We start from the raw sequence: 19,563 nt of genomic DNA, 5'->3' as shown, positions 1-19,563 counted from the left end.
TATTATTATTTTATTAAAATAGCTATGATAGTTGCTAATGTAGCAACAGCAGAAATAATAATTACATTATTTTGATTGTATGATGATGATCTTACTTTAGCTTTATTAGGTTCAATATAAATTACATCATTTTGAGTTAAGTAATAATTAGGTGAATTTACAACCTTAATTGAGGTAAGATCAAATTTTGTAAAACGTTTTATACCATTATCTTCTCTTATTAAAAATACATTCTCTCTTTTACCATAAATGGTCAAGTCGCCTGCAAGGCCTATAGCTTCTATTAAAGAAATTCTTTCATCTTCAACAGTAAAGGTTCCAGGATTGTTTACTTCTCCCAAAACAGTTACAGTAAAATTTGCAAGTCTTATATTTACAATAGGGTCTTTTATATAATCTTCTAACTTTGTTTTTAACAATTGTGTAGCTTGAGATCTTGAAAGCCCTCCAAGTTTTATATTTCCAAGAACTGGAAATTCTATAAAACCATTTAAATCTACCAAATAGGTTTGCATTTTCAGTTCGCCTTGAGCTTTAATCAAGGAATTATTGTTAGCTATTACTGGTAAATTAAAAGGTTTTACGGCTTCTGGATCTAACCCAGAAACTACAATGGTTAACAAATCATTTGGCTTATATATCAATTCAGATTCCGTTGGAATTTGATCATTCTTTTCTATTATTTCATCTTGGAAATAAACAATCTCTTTACTTGAACCACAAGAAGTAAATGAAATTACAACGGGTAATATTATTATGTAGAATACTTTTAACTTCATGATTTTAGATTGTTAAATTTAAAGATTTAATGCATCATACATTGAATTGTTTGGAATGTATTCTGGAACTAGATCTTTTATCTTTGAAACAATTTCAATATTTTGTGTAGTTGGACTTAAAGAGCACAACTCGTTTATTTTTATCTCTTGATCATTAATATTTTCCGTTTTACATTTAGCAATCATTATTTTCTCATGATATGTTGGTTTGGTTTTTTCTCCATCTGCTAAAAGTTCTTCAAATATTTTTTCACCAGGGCGTAATCCTGAAATAGAAATATCTATATCTTCAGGATATTTCAATCCAGATAAGGCTATCATATTTACAGCTAAATCAAATATTTTAACAGGCTTACCCATATCAAACACAAAAATTTCACCGCCTAATCCCATTGAAGCCGCTTCCAAGACTAACTGACTCGCTTCTGGAATAGTCATAAAATATCTAATCACGTCTTTGTGTGTAACAGTTATTGGTCCTCCAGATTCAATTTGTCGCTTAAATAGAGGTATTACAGAACCATTTGACCCAAGAACATTTCCAAATCTTGTAATGATAAATTTAGTATTACCTCCTTGAGTTTCTTTTTTACAGCAAATACAGATTTCTGCAACTCTTTTGGTTGCTCCCATAACGTTTGTAGGATTTACGGCTTTGTCTGTAGAGATTAATATAAACTTCTCAACACCATGTTTAACCGATGACTTTGCTGTATTGTCTGTGCCTATAACGTTTACACTTAATGCTTCATAAGGATTTTGCTCCATTAATGGAACATGTTTGTATGCTGCCGCATGAAACACAATTTTTGGTTTGTATTTATTAAAAATGAAATCTAACCTTACAGAATCTCTGATGTCGGCGACAACGGCTTCGAAGTTTTTTGCCTTTTTTTGAATTAATTCTTGTTGTAAATCATAGAGAGCAGATTCTGCATTGTCAACTAGAATTAATTTTTTATAATTATAATCACATAATTTTCTTACAAGCTCACTGCCAATAGAACCAGCGGCTCCTGTTATAAGTAAAACTTTACCATCATATTCTTCTATAAGATCTGGATTATGAATGTTTATAGGCTCTCTACCTAATAGGTCTTCAATTTTAATGTCTTTAATCTGTCCTAGGCTCAAGTCTCCATCGATCCAATTTTGAACTGGTGGTACAATTTTCACTTTAAGATTCAATTGAAATAACTTTCCAGTTATTTCTAACAAACGATTTGAGCTAGCATTTTGTATAGAGATAATAACCTCCTCAATATTATTTTTTGCAATGAAATCTTTGTTTAATTTGCTTAGATGGTAAACATTTAGGAGATTGATTGTTTTGCCTACTTTACTTTCATTATCATCTATGAATCCAATGACCTTGATGTTGCTCATTGCGTCGTTTGAAAGAGCTTCATAAGTTATTAATCCAGAATTTCCAGCGCCATAAATAAGAACTCTAGTTTCTTCTTCATAGTCCTGCATAACACTTTTGTATATAGATTTGATAAAGAATTTAGCACCAATAAGAAAGAATACATTTAATAGAAGATGAATGTAAATGATTGAACCAGGTATATCGAATACATAGTCAAAATCATATTTTCTACTCATAAAAGTGGTGATGATTAAAATTGTTGCAAGGATGTTTATTCCAACAATAATATTGATCACATCTTTGACACCTGTAAATCGGACAACGCCTTTATGAGACCCAACAATTATAAAACTTATTACAGCTGCAGTAAGCACAAATGGGATTTGTTTTAAAAAAGTATAGAAGTTAAAATCTATTTCGAAATTGAACCTAATTAAATAAGCTATAAAAAAGGTAAAAGCTACAACACATAAATCAAATAAAAGCACGAGCCATTTTGAGGCGTACCTATCAAATAATCTTTTTAATATGTTATTAATATTACTGCTCAAAGTATGACTTTATTATTTTAACGATTCTACTTAAATCATCCAAAGTTAAATTGGAACCACTAGGTAAACACAATCCCTTTTCATATAATTCGTCTGAAGTTCCATTCAAATAACTTGGGAAAGTATTAAAAACGGGTTGCAAATGCATAGGTTTCCATGAAGGCCTAGATTCTATATTCTCTTTTTCTAATAACAATCTAATTTCTTCTCTAACCTTCTTTGATTTAAAAACAACACAAGTAAGCCATCTATTTGAAGAATAGCCTTTAGGTTCTTTTAAGAAAGAAATATTTTTGTATGTGCCTAAATGTTCATAGTAGAAATTAAAATTACGCCTTCTTAAATTCACTCTTTCATCTAGTACTTTCATTTGACCACGACCAATTCCAGCTAATATATTTGAAAGACGATAATTATAACCAATAGTCGAATGAGAATATTCAGCACCTTTTTCTTTTGCTTGAGTTGCCAAAAAAACGGCTTTCTCTTTATCTTCTTTGTTACGTGTAATTAATACACCACCGCCAGAAGTAGTAATTATTTTATTTCCGTTGAATGAGAAGACAGAATAATCTCCAAAAGTCCCACACTTTATATTATTATAACTTCCACCAATAGCTTCAGCGCTATCTTCAATTACAGGAATTGCATAGGTTTTGGATATTCTATTTATAGCTTCAACGTTATAGGGCATACCATACAAATTTATAGCAATAATTGCTTTAGGTTTTTTGTTTAAGGCAACTCTTTCCTTTATAGCTTTTTCAAGCAATTCTGGACATATGTTCCAGGTTTTTTTTTCACTATCAATAAATATTGGTTTCGCTCCTTGATATATAACAGGGTAAACAGACGCAGCAAATGTCTTTGTTTGACATATAACTTCATCTCCACAACCAACATTTAATAAAATTAAAGCCAAATGAATTGCTGCAGTACCAGAACTTAAAGCTACAGCATGAGAATTATGATTCAGATACAACTCAATATCTTTTTCAAAACCAATAACATTAGGTCCTAATGGAGCAATCCAATTTGTTTTAAATGCCTCATCTATAAACTCTTGTTCATACCCACTCATGTGTGGAGGCGACAACCAGATTTTAGATTTCAAGGCAGAAATTTTATTTTTCATAGTAAATATCAAAGTTTAATTAGTCACGGTCAAATAAATACGATAAATAACTAATTTCGACGTTGTTATATTTTATTTTTTTAAAGTTATCAAGTTTCATCCAATTTTTTGAACACTTTATCTATATATAATAGATTGTAAATAGACAAGATTTTGTTTTTCTGGTAAATTTTATTTTGAAAAAACAACTCGTATCGTATTTAAAATTATTTTGAAGTCTTGATAGATTGTAGGATTGTTTAAGTACAATTTGTTGAGACGAATTTTTTCAGGTAATATTTCTTTAACATAAAGTAAATCAGGATCTTTTACTGATTTTAATAGTTCTGCCTCATTTCTGAAATGAATGGATGCATAGTCTGTAATGCCAGGTTTTATTGCGAGTATTTTAAGATCATTTTCAGAATAATGATTAACATATTTTCTTACTTCTGGTCTCGGGCCAACAAAACTCATATTGCCAATAAAAACATTAATAAGTTGAGGTATTTCATCAAATTTATACTTTCTCAAAAAGTAGCCTACTTTTGTTACTCTAGGATCTCTGTCTCCAACTGTCAAAAGCCCTTTTTTATCAGAACCTACATACATGGTTCTAAATTTGAAAATTTTAAAATCTTTATTATTTATCCCAACACGTTCTTGTAAAAAAAACACAGGGCCTTTAGATTCAACCATAATAATTATGGATATTATGATAAAAAAAGGAAACAATAAAATCAGACCAATAAAAGAAAAAAGTATGTCAAAAACACGTTTCATAAAAGCACCAATTCTACTGACTCTTTTACAGAACTAACAATATGATCTAATTCATTATCAGTAAGTTGAGGATATATGGGTAATGAGATTTCTCCCTTGTAATTCTTATATGCCATAGGGAAATCTTCAATGTTATAACCAAGATTTTTGAATAATGTCAAAAGTGGTAATGGCTGAAAATGAACGTTTACAGCGACTCCTTTTTCTGTAATTTTTTCTATAATTAAATCTCTGGTTTCTTCTTTTACATTATTAATTCTTAACGCATAAACGTGACAAGATGAAACTTTATCTTGAGATTTAAAAGGAGGCAATATTGCCCAATCATTATCTGAAAAAGATTTTTGATAAAAGTCAAAGATTTGCCGTCTTTTAGGTAAGGTGTTCTCAAAGTAATTTGGCAATTGAGCTACACCTATTGCAGCAAGGACATCGGGTAAATTGATTTTTAGACCAGCAAATGCAATATCATATTTCCATCCTCCAGCTTTAGATTTTGTAAAAGCATCCTTGGTTTGGCCATTTAAAGTATAAAGTCTTAAATAATCATATACTTCTTGATTGTTAAATGGTTTTGGTAAATTTATGCATAAAGCACCACCTTCTGCCGTGGTAACATTTTTAACCGCATGAAATGAAAATACAGTAATATCTGTTGCAGCGCCAATGTAGTTATTTTTGTATTTAGCACCTATTGAATGAGCAGAATCTGAAACAACTAAAATTCTACCAAGTTTTTCTTGATTCTCACCATTTGGCTCAAACAAATGGTTTTTCTGTTTTACTAAATCATTTATTTTATTGTAATCGCAAGGCCAACCTGCAATATCTACTGGAATAATTGCTTTTGTCTTTTTTGTGATGGCTTTTTCAATATTTGTATGAGAAATATTAAAATCATTTTCTACATCAACCATAATAGGCGTAGCACCAACATGAATAACTGCTAAAGCCGTTGCAGCATATGTATATGCCGGTATTATAACTTCGTCACCTTGACCAATTTCGAACCATTTTAAAGCTAACATTAACCCCGAAGTTGCAGAATTTACGCAAAGCGTATTTGGAGAAGGTGTATATTTTGAAACGAGTTCTTCCAATCTTTTAACTTTAGGTCCAGTCGTAATCCACCCAGACATTAGAGAGTTTTTAACTTCATCTATCACATTGTCATTGATGTCTGGTGGAGAAAAGGGGATTTTCATTTTATTGTTTCTTTATAAGTGAATCAAAGATAGCTATATATTGATTAGAAATTTTTTCTAAACTAAATTCCTCAACTTGATTTAATGCATCTTCTGCTAACGTATCACATAGCTGTTTATCACTTGCTAAAATAATCATAGTTTCTGCTAATATCTTTGAATTTTTAGGTTCTATTAATAAGAAATCCTTTTGATGTTTTCCAAATTCACGAACACCAGTAACATTGGTTGAAATTATTGGTAATCCAACTGCTGCAGCCTCAAGTAATACTCTTGGAAATCCTTCGCCATAAAATGTTGGTAATACAAAAGCATCAGATTTTGATAGTACGTTTAGAATATCGTTACGTTGCCCCAACCATTCAACCAAATGGGCGTGATTTTTTAAAATGTCTTCATTTAGGCTGCTTGAATTCTCTTCTAAAGGTCCAACAAGAAGGAATTTGAAATTATAACCATTATCTCTACAAATTTTTGCTGCTTCTAAATAATTAATAATACCTTTTTCATAAATCAATCGTGAAACGCATATAAATGTAAAAGGGTTGCCTATACGTATGGCCTTATCTTTAATATTATTTAATTCAATTCCGCTACTATAAATAATATCATAATTTTGATCTTGCATTAAGTTTTTGTCTAAAAACAAATTCTTATTGTCTGAATTTTGAAAAATGGTTTTAGAAACTCTTTTTTTAATTATTCTATGAAAAATAAAGTAGAATTTTCGCAAAATAAAATTAGAAAAAGATTCTTTGTTAAAAATAATTCCCAAGCCCGTTATAGTTCTACTTATGGGTGTTTTGGTGTTACGTAAGGCTAGAGGAACCAAAAATGCTGGTTTGGTATCGAAGGTGTGAATTAAATCAAAATTATTTTTCGTGAAAAAACTTTTATACCATTTTAAGGTTTTATAATCATCAAAAGGTGCAAAGTTTCTATTTAAACTGTAAGAAACATAGGTTGTATTTTCTGGGAATTTGTGTTTACTAGAACCTATTATTGTAACGTTATATCCAGCATCAATAAGATATTTAGAAAGCGGTATTCGTTTATGTACATCTTCACCACCAACAATGCATATTTTCTTTGCCATAGAAACTAATTGTAAGTATTGCAATACCATTTTTGGAATACATAAAATGCCCAAATCTGATAGCTATTGTCAATTTTTTTTGAAATATGATTCTTTACCATAGGTATGACAAAATTACAATTAAAAATGCCTTGTTTGTCTAAAAATTCTTGGTCAATATAAGATTCTAATTCAGCTTTTAAGCTACAACGTAACCAATCTCCAACAGGAACAACAAAACCTTGTTTTGGTTTTTCAAGAAAATTTTCAGGAAAATAGGTTTTAAATGCTTCTTTCAAGATATATTTTTTATTCCACTTATTTAAAAGATATCCTTCTGGAAGATTATTAGAATAATCCCAAAGTGTTTTATTTAAAAAAGGTGCTCTGCATTCTAAAGAATTTAGCATACTTGTTCTGTCTACTTTTACTAACATATCACCTTCAAGACTTATATGTCTATCTATTTCTCTAAAGTCGAATAATGTTTTTGGGGTTTCTATTCCTGATTTTGTTTTGTAGTAATCAAATACACCTGAATGTTTATATTCTGGTAAAAACAATTCTGATAATTCTTTAGAAAAGCCAAGCGAAATAATATTCCAGTATGAGTCATTATCATAATTTACTGAATCGATGAGCTTTTTTATTTTGAATCTTTTTCCGCGCTGGTCATCTTTTGTAGAAAGTATTTTTTTTAAAATATTTTGTGAAGCTTCATGTAATTTTCGAGGAACAAGATAGGTATATTTCTTATTTAATTTACCCATGTAATACTTATTGTAGCCACCAAAAACTTCATCGCCACCATCACCTGTAAGTGCTACCTTAACATAATCGCTGGTTTTTTTAGACACAAAATAAGTTGGTAAAGCTGAAGAATCTGCAAAAGGTTCATCAAAGTTAGAAAGGATACTATCAAGGTCATTTTTTAAATCATCTTCAGACAACATAAACTCATGATGATTACTTTTGATAAGCTTTGCAACAAGTCTGGATTTATCTGTTTCGTTAAAAGAAGCTTTTTTAAAACCAATGGAAAAAGTATCAATTTTTTTATCTGTTAGTTGCGAAACCCCTAAACTTACAATTGAAGAGTCTACGCCTCCTGATAAAAAAGTACCAATAGGGACATCAGATACCGTTCTGCTTTCTATGCTTTGCATGACCAAATCATGCACTTGGGTTTTTGCTTCTATAAATGAAATATTTTGTTCTTGTTTTCTTTCAAGTTTATCAATAGATTGAATTTCAAACTCATGAGAGTTTAAATTGTACTCAATGTAATGGTTTGCTTCAAGTTTGTAGATATTTTCAAAAATTGTAAATGGAGCAGGAGTATAGGTCAATTTAAAAAATAAACTAAGTCCTTTTTTTGATATTTGAGGTTTAAAATCTAATTGATCAACTACTGATTTTAACTCTGAAGCCCAAATAAATTTATCCTGATTCTTAAAGTAATACAATGGTTTTTCTCCAAAAAAATCTCTGGCAACATAAATTTTGTTTTTATTCTTATCAAAAATGCTGAAGGCGAACATTCCATCCAATTCTTTAAAACTTTCAGTTCCATATTTTTCATACATTTTAAGTATAACCTCTGTATCACTTTTGGTACTGAATACCACACCTTCATTTATAAGTTTATTTTTTAGTTTTTGATAATTATAGATCTCTCCATTAAATACAATAACTATTGTTTGGTCTTGATTATAAATGGGTTGACTTCCCGTATTTAAATCTATAATTGAAAGCCTCCTCATAGCCATACCTATAGAATAATGGTCATTAGAGCCAACAAAAAAGCCATCATCATCTGGACCGCGATGAATAATAAGATGATTCATGGTTTGTAGCATGCTTTTTATGCTAGAAGGATCAACTTTATTGGATGATATGACACCATTAATTCCGCACATTAAATATTAATCTTGTTAATTAAATTGTTCATTTCTAGTCCGATTTTTGAAACCTCAAACTCTTTAACTCTTTCAAGCCCCTTTTCTGAATAATGTAGCCTTATATCATTATTTTTTTGCAAAAACTGAATAGCTTTGCTCAAACCTTGAATATCATTAACATTAACTAAAATACCATATTTGGCTTTAAAAAAGCTTCCTGTTTCAATACTTACGGACTGATTTTCGTTAAGTAATTCTAATGGACCAGACATGCAATTGCTTGATATTACTGGCAGGCCCACAGACATGGCTTCTAAAATAGCATTTGGAAATCCTTCTGTATTAGAGAAAAGAACAAGACAGTGTCCTTTTACTAAATAGTCTAAAACATTGTTCACACTTCCTTTAAAATGTATTCTTTCTTCCAATTTTAAGTTGGCAGAAGTCAATTTTAATTCATTTTCTAAAGAACCATTTCCAAAAATTTCCAGTGTATAATTTGAAGGTAATAAATCGATAGATTCAATGGTGCCTTTATGGTTTTTTTCTTCAATTAATCGACCAATAGATATAACTTTAAATTCTTGTGAAGGCTTATCATAGCTAGATAAATCCTTTCTTTGTTGGGCTAATTGAATTGGATTGTAAACAACTTTGGTGTAAATTTTTAATCCAAAGTTTTGAATTAAATCTTCATTAATATATACAGAATTTGAAAACAATAAATCATTTTTATTATAAAAGCTTTTAACAATAAATTTAAATGAGCGCATTGAAAATTTAATTGATGAATACATTTTTGAAGGAAAACAACGTTCGCTTATTATGGTTTTTAGTTTACCATTTAAAATTTTAGCACAACTGTTAATCAAATTTGGCAGAACTAGAAAAGAAATGGAAGTTTCAATATTATTTTTTTCTAATGCCTTGCGATACCTAAATAAAACTTTAAAAAAAAGAAAAACTTTGGATAACAGTGATTGCTTTTGATTAAAATTTTCGTTGGTAAGTACAATTATATTGACATCTTTATGTATTGGAAATTCAATGTTGTTGTAGATAATTATCAGAGAAACATTATAATATTTAGTTAATTCATTACATAATAAACTGACTACTCGTTCTGTGCCACCAAAACTTAAATAATTTGAGAATAATGCTATTTTCTTTTTAGGAGGCATTTTTAAAAATGTTTACAAACAGAGATTCATATTGCTTTAAAATGGTTTTTTTATTAAACCTTGAATTTACAACTTGACTTACTAATTCTGGCTTAAAATAAAAATTTGTGTATAGATTATTTAAATAGTCCACACAATCTTCCACATTGTTCACAATATAGCCATTCACATTACTTTCAATAATTTCATCCAAGCCACCTGGAGCATTGAATGCCACTACAGGAGTACCAACAACACAACTTTCTAACAGCACATTTGGGAACCCTTCTACATAAGAACCTTGCAAGAAAAGATCGCTTTTTTTCAAATAATTATTCACATTTTTTGTATAGGGTATATGCTTTGTATTATGTTTTAAATTGTTTTCTTTGATAAGTAACATTAGGTTTTCTCTTTCTATACCATCTCCAATCATTGTGTAATTAAATGGAAAATTTAATTTAGAGAGTACTTCAATAATTCTTTCATATCCTTTTTCCTTGCTTAATCTTCCAACAGTAATAATTGAAAGTAAATGCATGCTATTTCTAGATTTCAACTTTGGTTTCAAGTCACTCGTAATCGGATTGTTTATTAGTACAAGTTTTCTTTCAGGAATATTATAGGTTTTGGCCATATCTGCTTTCATATCTTTAGATTGGCATATGATACAATCAATCAATTTATAAGCAAATACAGTTAAAAATTTAGGAAAGTAAACTTTAGTATAATGGTTATATTTTATTAATTCGCTCAACACATTGGCTTCTCTTGCTATAAACTTGGTTTTGTGAAAGAAAACAGATAAAAAAGCTGTGAGCGTATTTAAATGAACAATTGAGCTTAAAACTATATCTGGTTTAGCTTTTCTGAAATAATTGAATAATCCAATGGTTCCATGTAAAACACGTTTTTTATTTAAAAAGATAGTATTTGTTTTTCCTGTATTGTAAACAGAGTCTTTTTCAAAACCGATAACCAGTAAGGTTGTTTCAAAGATATCTTGATTGAGTTCTTGTGCAATAAAAGACATAATACGTTCTGCACCACCAGCAGATAGTGATGGTAAAATAAAGGTTATTTTTATTTTTTTTTCAGGCATTATTTAATTGTATAACCTTTTCCGTTAGATTTTAACCATTGCTTTAAAACTAATAGCTTCCAAATAAGAGGATATCTATTCCAAGAGCCGTTCATGTGCTGTTGAATCATAAAACTCACTTCTTTTGGATTAATACAAGGAATATCTTTTAAGTTAGAATCACTTAACTCTGTAAGCACATATTCTTTCAGTTCGTCTTTAAACCATTCCTTAAAAGGCATTGTAAAACCAGCTTTGGGTCTTTCAAATATATGTTTTGGTACATAATCGTATAAAACATCTTTTAATATTCGCTTTTGATTTTTACCTTGGTATTTAAAATTGGTGGGAAGAGAACGTGCAAAATCTACAATTCTATAATCCATTAATGGCGAACGTGCTTCAAGCGAATAAGCCATCGTAGCTCTGTCTACTTTTGTGTTAATATCCCAATTTAGGTAAGTTTTTAAATCAAAGTCCGAAATACGTTCATAAAGATTTTTATTCTTGTGAAACAAATACTTTTTTTCATCAAAATCCAAATGATTATGATCAGTCTCTAACCATGAAAGATTAATTCCTGTCATAGACGCCAAATAAATGCTGTTTGCGTCATTGTACTTTAAAGCATGTGCTAATATTTTGACCCTATAATTTGGAGTAAGATGCATAATACTAGACAAAAGTTTTCTTAAAGAAAGAGGAACTTTATATGCTAAATCTGCTTTCTTCATCCAATGATAGCGTTGGTATCCTATAAAGCTTTCATCACCACCATCTCCAGATAATGCCACAGTAACTTGCTTTCTAGTATACTTTGCTAATAACATTGATGGGATTGCTGATGAATCTGCAAAAGGTTCATCATAGTAGTAGCAAAAATTATCAATCAAATCAATACCTTCCTTATAATTACACTCAATGATATGATGGTCTGTTTGTAAATGGTCAGCGACTTGCTTTGAGTATGTGCTTTCATCAAATCCCTTCTCATTGAACTTTACAGAAAATGTTTTTACCTTACTAGATGTTGTTTGTGTTGCCAGTGCCGCTACAACTGAAGAATCTACACCACCAGATAAAAATATACCTACCGGAACATCAGCAAATAATCTTATGGATACAGCATCTTTAATGTAATCGTTTAAGATATGCTTGGCATCTTGATAATTACCTTGGAATGGATTTGAACCATGATAATCTATGTCCCAATACTGTTCAATTTTTAAACCATTATTAATTAGGTTATACGTAAAGTAGTGTCCAGCCTCAAGTTTTTTGATTTCATTGAAAATTGAATTTGGGTCAGGAACCGCTCCCCAAGCCAGATAATTGCTTATATTATCTTTTGATATTGAGAGATTGTCATTAAATAACTGTATTTGAGAAATCTGACTAGCAAATTCAAAATTTTTACGATCATGAAAATAATAAAATGGTTTTTGCCCCAATCTGTCTCTTGCTCCAAAAAGAGTTTGCTTTTTAACATCATAAATCACAAAGGCAAACATACCGTTAAACTTATTAACACAAGCGTTACCATATTCTAAATATGCGGCACAAATAACTTCAGTGTCACTTGTAGTTTTAAATTCGTAGCCACTTTGAAGGAGATCTTTTTTAATGGTTTTGAAATTGTAAATTTCCCCATTAAAAACAATGTGGCAATGCTCATTGTATGAGAATGGCTGATTGGACCTTGGGTCTAAATCTATAATTGACAACCTGTTATGACCAAAGATTGTGGGATTTGCTTCAGAGCCTAAAAACTTAAAATCAAGTTTATCTGGACCTCTGAAATCGGTTCTCTCTAGCTTTCGTTTTACCTGTTCTTTTGAGTATTTTATTGTTGATCCGTAGATACCACACATGGGTTTAAGATTTGGTTATTGGGTTAATGATTTCTGGGCTTTCCTTTACTTTGATATATAACCATATTGAAATAAATAAAATTAAATAATTGTCAAAAAAATTATGTGAAACTAGTAAATAAGTGATTAAAATTATTGACAAATAATTATATTCTGGATGTGCAGAAAAATGTTTGAGACTTTTAATAAAAATAAATACATAGATATAAGTAAGTAATAAAAAAGGAATTAAACCTGATTCACCCAATACCATTAGGTATGTATTGTGAACACCAGCCTTTATCCCTACAGTATCCGTTTCTTTTCCCTGCATACTTTTATAACCATGACCATAAATTGGCTTGTCTAAAACGACATCTGTATATAAAGCCCAAGTTTCATTTCTTGGGTTTTCTGAAATAGCTTCTCTATCTACATCATCTGAAAAAATGCTTTTAAGTGCGGAAAATCTTTTAGAATTGAGTTGTAAAGTAGTTGTACCAAGAATAATAACTAATGCTACAGCTCCGATCAAAAGACCAATAATATTTTTTTTATTGGAAATCATTGATACCAAATTAACTAGAATTAAAACCAATATAAAAGATCTTGAAAAAGTCATTATACCTGCGATTGTGAATAAAAATTGCAATAGCAATCTATATTTTAATGATTTGATAGAGTAACTATATGCAAATCCTAAAAGACAAACAACTCCTGCTGTATTGGGATTAAGATAAAGTCCGCTATAACGTCCATAACTATTAGGAAACTGAATAACATTAACAAGTATACTCAAAGCTCCAATGAGCAGAATAATACAAACTTCTATTTGTTTGGTTTGTTTTATTAAATAGCCCGTAAGAATAATAAAAATTAGATACTTAATGATATCATTAATATAATCTTCGAGAAATCCAGAAAAATTCACTCCAGAAATTAGATAATAACTTAAACCAAGGACTAAAAATGGAAATACAAATTTTTCTTTTTTATTAAGAAAGAAATACCCTAAAATTCCAATAAACATTAACAAAACCAATGCACTACCTACACCAGGGCCAAAAGCATACAGACCAAAAGTGGGTAAACTTAATAGTACTAATGTGAGTAATATATATTTGAAGATTTGCATTATTTTAAGAATATTTTTTTCTGTGCATTAACAAATTTTAACAAAAAGAAACTTTTGATGATTTCAATAATTAAGGTGCAGATAGCAATTCCTAAAATACCGTAAAATTTCATCAATATAAAATCAAAAATGATATTTAAAATAACACTTCCCAAAGATACATAAGCCAAAAAAGCATTTTTATTGATACTTGTCAAAAATCTAACTATAACATCGCCACATACTGCAAAAGGAATAGCAATTAAAAATGCATTTTGGACACTAGCTACTATAATTGTATCGTCATGTGTAAATTCATTTCGTTCAAATAAAAGTTCAATTAGAGTAGTAGAGAAAAATAATAATGGAATAACAATAAGGATTAAACCGAAGAACAATAATTTTAAAATATAGTTGAGTTGTTTAAATGCATTTTCTTTATTGTCAATTATTAAGTTAGAGAAATAGGGCAGTAGCACACTACCTAAAGCCATAATAATTAGGGTAGAAAAAAACGCAGGAATTTTCATTCCATAGTTTAATGCAGCAATAGAACCAATTATTAATTGAGCTGAAAAAAATTGGTCGGTAACTGGGATTAAACCCGTAAGTAAACCAGATGAAATTCTTGCTGGTAATTGTTTGAACATTATTTGCACATTCCTACCTGAAAAACTTGGCTTCGCTAACTTTATAACTTTCTTTATTAAGCAAACAATAGCTAAATAGAAAACCTCTGCTACACATCCTATAAGCATACCTACTGCTAGTACTGTTTCTTGTAATTCATCTTTAAAAAAGATTAAACAGATAAGCATGGCGACGGAAGTTAGGACAGGATAAATGGAGGAATGCCTAAATTCATGGTAAACATTTAATAAACCACTTAATAGTGATGACAAGCCCCATAATAAAATACATGGTACTAAATAATAAAATTGAATTTTTATTAATTGATAATAGCTTTCAGTGTGTCCTTTAAAAAAAACATCCAAAAAAACATCCGTGATCAGATATGCTATTAATATAAAAAAAAGACCAGTAGCTATAGTTACCAAAAAACTCATAGACTGAAATGAACCAATATTTTTTGTGGTTTTAGATTCTGCAATGTAGTTGGGTATAAAAACTGCCTTAAAAGCAATTAAAAATACTTGGTTAATAAATCCTGGGAGTAATGCTGCTATATAAAAGGTATCCAACAGTTCTGATAGTCCAAACGAACCAGCAACAACAACTTCTTTATAAAAACCAAAACCTTTTACAACTACAGTAATAATAACAACTGTTATGATATTAAAAGTTGTAGGGCTTTTTAAAACCCTTTTGAAATTAGATATTATTTGATCTTTTAGAGTTGTCACTTACTATTTAAACTTTATAAATTTTCTAAATGGCCAACATAATACAAATACAGATCTTAAAAAATAGCAGTCAATTGATGAATATATGTCTTTCATGGAAAACTCCAGATTCTTTGATGCCATTAGTAAATAGTATATCCATTTTAAAAATAAAATGGGATTTTTTGAAAAATAGTCTTTATAAAACCAGTTTAAAATACAGAGTGAATACACAGCTAATCCAAGAGTGTTTTTACTATAACTTTCTCCAGTAATGCTGTTTCCTGTATCTAAATAATAGACACGTAAAATTTCATTAATGTACATAGTTTTATAACCTAATTTAGCAAGCATATTCCAGATAACGCCTTCAGGTATGTATCCTCTAGAGTAGAGGTAAGGGTCAATTTTTACACCCATTAAAATCTCTGTTTTTGTAAAACCCCATTTTTCAAGTTTATATCTATTAATTAAGATATTATTAAAGGTAGAACTGTAATATGGATCTGAATCAAATTTTTCGCCAACAAGTTTTCCAAATTGATCTTTACACAAACATGTAACACTGCTTACATTTTCTTTTAAATGGTTTGGAATAGAATTATAACGCTCATGAAATATTTCCAATGCATCTTCTGTGCATTCATCATCAGAGTCAAATGGAAGAAAAAACTCTCCTTTTGCCAAGGAAATTCCCTGTATCAAACATGCCATTTTGTGATTGTTGACTTCATTATTAATATAAGTTGTTTTGAAGTCAACATGTTTTAGATGTTTAGATATTTCTTCGTGTGAGTTATCTGTAGAACCATCATTAATTATAATTAATTCAAAGTTTCGGAATGTTTGCTTGTTTAAAGAATCGAAAACACGATGTAAAGTATCTGCACGATTATAAACAGGAGTAAACACAGTAAATTTATATTCAAAATTTGAAATTTCTTTTGCGGGTTCATATTTTGGTAATAATTCTTTAAGTCTCATAGGTCACAGCAACTTGTTAATAATCGTTCTCCATTGACTGACTATATTATCTGCATTTAGTCTAGATACTGAATTTACAGCATTCTTGCTTAAAATAATTCTTAATTCTTCATTGTTCATTAATTCAATTAATTGAGTTTCTAATGCCTTTTGATCATTAACAGGAAAAAGTAAACCATTCTTATTGTGTTCAATGATATCCGAAGGTCCAGTTGGACAATCACTTGAAATAGATGGAATACCAAAACTCATAGCTTCTATAAGTACATTTGGGAATCCTTCATAATCTGAAGTTAATGCAAAAATCTTTGCACGATTATATTCTGTGTGAATATCAGTAGTTCTTTCTACTAAAAAAATGTACTCTTCTTTATTTAAATCACGAATCAGCTTTTTATATGCCTGTTTTTCTTCTCCATCTCCAATAATTAATAATTTCCAGTTATTGTGTGGAATATTTGCAAAAGCATTTATTAAAATTTCATGATTTTTTTGTTTAGTAAATCTACCAACTGTTAGAATTATATTTTCTTTTATTTGGTTTACGTTAATACGGTTTTGAAGTTCTGGGTCAATAGGATTTGGAATTACTGTTAGTTTATTTTCATTTATAAATCTTTTATAAAAGTCTTTAACACTACCAGTCTGTAATATTACCATATCAGATTTAGGATATATTTTTTTTCTAATTGTATTCCAAAACTTATTTTCCACACTGTAATTAGGATTTATCCGTTCGCTAATAATGCTGGGTATTTTTATAAGTTTAGAAGCAATTATAGCATAAACATTGCAGGTTGTTGTAAAACCTATAATAATATCTTGACCTTTTGTAAATCTAAATACTTGTTTGATCATGTAAACATGATTAATTATAGATTTAAAAAAATTAGATTTTCTGCTATAAGTTCGCTTGCAAAATTTTATACTTATTCCTTTGTCAAGAAAATAAAAAGGCTTGTTTTTATAAAGTAGAATGATCTTTACATCATAAAATTCCAATAACATATTTGCCAAAATCGAGACAACACGTTCTGCTCCTCCAGATGTAAGGCTGGGTATAATGAAGACAATTTTTTTTCTTTCCAATTAATACAGTAGGTTTGGGCATTATACATTATTACAAAATGTAAATGTTATTAGCTTTTAAAAGTAACAATTTTCAGCTGTTTGTAATTAATCTTAATATTTAATTAGATGAAATAACAATTTTACAATTTGAAATGCACATTTGATAATGTTTATTTTAGTTATAAGTTTTAACATTTTTTCATCGTCCGAAACAATACTTTCTTCCGTATATAAACCTTTATTTCTTTTTATAGCTTAATTTTTATCGATAAAATGCATTCAATATCTATTAAATGTATATTAAGAAAGAAATAACCTACAAAAATTTTGTAATTCATCGAAAAATCTAAATCGTTTAGATTTTAAAAAAAATGTTTTCGATAGATTTAGGCTATAAAATAGTAAAAGCCCCAAATACTATGATTAAATGTTGCTCTAAATTCCTTTTGAACAGGAATTTTTACTGGATTGTTTTTTTATTATTTATAATAGTAGCTAAAGGACAAAACTACCCTGATGATGTTCAATTATCATCAATTAATTATTCAAATTATCTGCCGCCTTCCGGTCAAGCGCCAGAATATTTGACACCTTTTATCGAGAGCTCATTCAACAACACTGTTACTCGAATAAGTGATAGCCAGGTTTTTGGGACTTCTGCGGGGAACTTAAGACATCATTATCCTGTAACACAGCCTTGGAATAGTGATGGCTCATTAATAATGTTGCAAAGTTTTCCATCTGCAATTCTAGATGGAGAATCCTACGAATTTCTGTTTTGGAGTGATGTTCCCAGTGAAGCAAAATGGAGTAATACACAACCTAATATTATGTACGGTACTCCTGCTAACAAATTTGTGTCATTTAATGTAAATACTAATCAAACCAATACCTTGCATTCTTTTGATGCATATGCAAAAATAGATTTTGGTTACAATAAAGGAAACCAATCTGCTGATGATAAATATGTTGGACTTATAGGTTCAAATGGTAGTCAAATAACGCTTATAACCTATGATATTAAAAATGATATAATTGTAGGAGAACTGAATTTGGGAGACATGAGTAATCAGAACATTAAATGGTTTTCTATAAGCCCATCAGGCAAGTATGCAATACTTGCTTATGGAATTAGTGGCTCTGGTGAATATCAAGGTTATAAAAGATACAATATAGACTTGACCAACAAAACTCATCTTTACAACAATACAGCACATGGAGATATGGGATTTGATGCGAATGGAAATGACGTACTAGTTCAGTTTGGAGATTCTAGCACATGGGATGAAGATTATTATTTAGCTATGATTCATTTAGATAATGCACAGGTAACACCCTTATTTTACTGGCCACAAGAAGATCATAATGGATTGACTGGTATTTGGGGAGGACATGTAAGTTTAAGAAATACAAAACGACCTGGATGGGCATATGTAAGTGAAGGTTGTTGCACAGATCATCCAGTTGCTGCAAGAGAAATATTTGCTATAAAATTGGACGGATCTAATACGGTTGAGCGATTTGCAATTCATCATTCAGATTATACAGCTGGATATGGTCATGAAGCTCAAGCAGTTCCTAATAGAGATGGTTCAAAAGTTATGTTTGGAAGCAATTGGAATAATGCATTTGGAGGACAATATGCACCTTCATACATAGTTGAAAAAAAAGACTCTGAACCAGGCAATATTGCAGCTAATGCAGGAGAAGACGTTTCTATTTGCCAAGGAAGCAGTACAACACTTACTGCATCTGGTGGAGACCAATATTTATGGAATACAGGTGAAACCACAGCCAGCATACAAGTGAGTCCAGCAAGCACAAGTACATATACAGTTACCGTTAGTAGTGGAGGAGAATCAGATACTGATTCAGTTGTAGTCACAGTTAACGAAATCCCTGAAGCGAATGCCGGAGCAGATGTTACCATAGAAGAAGGACAAAGCACAACGCTCACAGCTACAGGAGGAACGAGTTACCAATGGAGTAATGGTTCAACATTACAGAGTATTACCGTTAGCCCAAATGTTACAACAACCTATTCTGTAGAAGTATCCCAAAATGGATGTAGTAATGAAGATTCTGTCGCTGTAATTGTTGTTCAGCCTGAACCAGGCAATATTGCAGCTAATGCAGGAGAAGACGTTTCTATTTGCCAAGGAAGCAGTACAACACTTACTGCA

Annotated in this window: 15 protein-coding genes; 1 reads left to right on the top strand and 14 read right to left on the bottom strand. The window is 30.0% G+C overall.

What is annotated here, in order from left to right:
* Positions 1 to 5: 5 nt before the first annotated feature.
* The 14 genes from AAFP94_RS08300 to AAFP94_RS08235 all read right to left on the bottom strand — a co-directional run bounded on the left by AAFP94_RS08300 (position 6) and on the right by AAFP94_RS08235 (position 17,398).
* A complete protein-coding gene (locus AAFP94_RS08300; protein ID WP_316662108.1) occupies positions 6 to 779 on the bottom strand; it encodes a polysaccharide biosynthesis/export family protein in 774 nt (257 codons plus the stop codon).
* 18 nt (positions 780 to 797) lie between these two features.
* Positions 798 to 2,699, bottom strand: a complete 1,902-nt coding sequence (locus tag AAFP94_RS08295) for a polysaccharide biosynthesis protein (protein WP_316662107.1) — start codon at positions 2,697 to 2,699, stop codon at positions 798 to 800.
* Positions 2,689 to 3,834 carry a DegT/DnrJ/EryC1/StrS family aminotransferase gene (locus AAFP94_RS08290; protein ID WP_316662106.1) on the bottom strand — a complete coding sequence of 382 codons (1,146 nt, stop codon included), beginning with the start codon at positions 3,832 to 3,834 and terminating at the stop codon, positions 2,689 to 2,691. The genes AAFP94_RS08295 and AAFP94_RS08290 overlap by 11 nt, the downstream gene beginning before the upstream one ends.
* Before the next feature lie 171 nt (positions 3,835 to 4,005).
* Entirely contained in the window at positions 4,006 to 4,596 is a 591-nt protein-coding gene (locus AAFP94_RS08285) for a sugar transferase (RefSeq protein WP_316662105.1), read from the bottom strand.
* Positions 4,593 to 5,801 carry a DegT/DnrJ/EryC1/StrS family aminotransferase gene (locus AAFP94_RS08280; protein ID WP_316662104.1) on the bottom strand — a complete coding sequence of 403 codons (1,209 nt, stop codon included), beginning with the start codon at positions 5,799 to 5,801 and terminating at the stop codon, positions 4,593 to 4,595. The genes AAFP94_RS08285 and AAFP94_RS08280 overlap by 4 nt, the downstream gene beginning before the upstream one ends.
* 1 nt (position 5,802) lies before the next feature.
* Positions 5,803 to 6,897 (bottom strand): glycosyltransferase, encoded by a 1,095-nt coding sequence (locus AAFP94_RS08275; protein WP_316662103.1) that lies wholly within the window; start codon positions 6,895 to 6,897, stop codon positions 5,803 to 5,805.
* A 5-nt stretch (positions 6,898 to 6,902) separates the two neighbouring features.
* Positions 6,903 to 8,795, bottom strand: a complete 1,893-nt coding sequence (asnB, locus tag AAFP94_RS08270; protein WP_316662102.1) for an asparagine synthase (glutamine-hydrolyzing) — start codon at positions 8,793 to 8,795, stop codon at positions 6,903 to 6,905.
* Positions 8,795 to 9,958 carry a glycosyltransferase gene (locus AAFP94_RS08265; RefSeq protein ID WP_316662101.1) on the bottom strand — a complete coding sequence of 388 codons (1,164 nt, stop codon included), beginning with the start codon at positions 9,956 to 9,958 and terminating at the stop codon, positions 8,795 to 8,797. The genes asnB (AAFP94_RS08270) and AAFP94_RS08265 overlap by 1 nt, the downstream gene beginning before the upstream one ends.
* Entirely contained in the window at positions 9,948 to 11,039 is a 1,092-nt protein-coding gene (locus tag AAFP94_RS08260; protein WP_316662100.1) for a glycosyltransferase, read from the bottom strand. Before AAFP94_RS08260 ends, AAFP94_RS08265 begins: the two co-directional genes overlap by 11 nt.
* Positions 11,039 to 12,889 (bottom strand): asparagine synthase (glutamine-hydrolyzing), encoded by a 1,851-nt coding sequence (asnB, locus tag AAFP94_RS08255; RefSeq protein WP_316662099.1) that lies wholly within the window; start codon positions 12,887 to 12,889, stop codon positions 11,039 to 11,041. Before asnB (AAFP94_RS08255) ends, AAFP94_RS08260 begins: the two co-directional genes overlap by 1 nt.
* Positions 12,890 to 12,893: 4 nt before the next feature.
* On the bottom strand, positions 12,894 to 14,003 hold the full coding sequence (locus tag AAFP94_RS08250; RefSeq protein WP_316662098.1) for an O-antigen ligase family protein: 1,110 nt from the start codon (positions 14,001 to 14,003) through the stop codon (positions 12,894 to 12,896).
* Positions 14,003 to 15,346, bottom strand: coding sequence for a murein biosynthesis integral membrane protein MurJ (murJ, locus tag AAFP94_RS08245; RefSeq protein WP_316662097.1), 1,344 nt, complete (start codon positions 15,344 to 15,346; stop codon positions 14,003 to 14,005). Before murJ ends, AAFP94_RS08250 begins: the two co-directional genes overlap by 1 nt.
* A 3-nt stretch (positions 15,347 to 15,349) precedes the next feature.
* Complete coding sequence (locus AAFP94_RS08240) at positions 15,350 to 16,309, bottom strand: glycosyltransferase family 2 protein (protein WP_316662096.1); 960 nt, start codon at positions 16,307 to 16,309, stop codon at positions 15,350 to 15,352.
* A gap of 3 nt (positions 16,310 to 16,312) precedes the next feature.
* On the bottom strand, positions 16,313 to 17,398 hold the full coding sequence (locus AAFP94_RS08235) for a glycosyltransferase family 4 protein (RefSeq protein ID WP_316662095.1): 1,086 nt from the start codon (positions 17,396 to 17,398) through the stop codon (positions 16,313 to 16,315).
* A gap of 353 nt (positions 17,399 to 17,751) precedes the next feature.
* On the opposite strand from AAFP94_RS08235, the gene AAFP94_RS08230 reads away from it, so the two are divergent.
* Positions 17,752 to 19,563 (top strand): hypothetical protein (locus AAFP94_RS08230; protein ID WP_316662094.1); only part of this gene is annotated, 1,812 nt, incomplete at its 3' end.

Origin of the sequence: Gilvirhabdus luticola (genome assembly GCF_040117515.1) — a bacterium.
Taxonomy (GTDB): domain Bacteria; phylum Bacteroidota; class Bacteroidia; order Flavobacteriales; family Flavobacteriaceae; genus Gilvirhabdus; species Gilvirhabdus luticola.
The sequence above is the reverse complement of the archived record's forward strand: the minus strand, read 5'-3'. Positions and strand labels throughout refer to the sequence as shown.

Excerpts from the sequence above, each read along its gene's own strand:
- AAFP94_RS08300 (WP_316662108.1), bottom strand. The coding sequence starts at position 779 with ATGAAGTTAAAAGTATTCTACATAATAATATTACCCGTTGTAATTTCA.
- AAFP94_RS08290 (WP_316662106.1), bottom strand. The coding sequence starts at position 3,834 with ATGAAAAATAAAATTTCTGCCTTGAAATCTAAAATCTGGTTGTCGCCT.
- AAFP94_RS08285 (WP_316662105.1), bottom strand. The coding sequence starts at position 4,596 with ATGAAACGTGTTTTTGACATACTTTTTTCTTTTATTGGTCTGATTTTA.
- AAFP94_RS08280 (WP_316662104.1), bottom strand. The coding sequence starts at position 5,801 with ATGAAAATCCCCTTTTCTCCACCAGACATCAATGACAATGTGATAGAT.
- AAFP94_RS08275 (WP_316662103.1), bottom strand. The coding sequence starts at position 6,897 with ATGGCAAAGAAAATATGCATTGTTGGTGGTGAAGATGTACATAAACGA.
- asnB (WP_316662102.1), bottom strand. The coding sequence starts at position 8,795 with ATGTGCGGAATTAATGGTGTCATATCATCCAATAAAGTTGATCCTTCT.
- AAFP94_RS08265 (WP_316662101.1), bottom strand. The coding sequence starts at position 9,958 with ATGCCTCCTAAAAAGAAAATAGCATTATTCTCAAATTATTTAAGTTTT.
- AAFP94_RS08260 (WP_316662100.1), bottom strand. The coding sequence starts at position 11,039 with ATGCCTGAAAAAAAAATAAAAATAACCTTTATTTTACCATCACTATCT.
- asnB (WP_316662099.1), bottom strand. The coding sequence starts at position 12,889 with ATGTGTGGTATCTACGGATCAACAATAAAATACTCAAAAGAACAGGTA.
- AAFP94_RS08250 (WP_316662098.1), bottom strand. The coding sequence starts at position 14,003 with ATGCAAATCTTCAAATATATATTACTCACATTAGTACTATTAAGTTTA.
- AAFP94_RS08240 (WP_316662096.1), bottom strand. The coding sequence starts at position 16,309 with ATGAGACTTAAAGAATTATTACCAAAATATGAACCCGCAAAAGAAATT.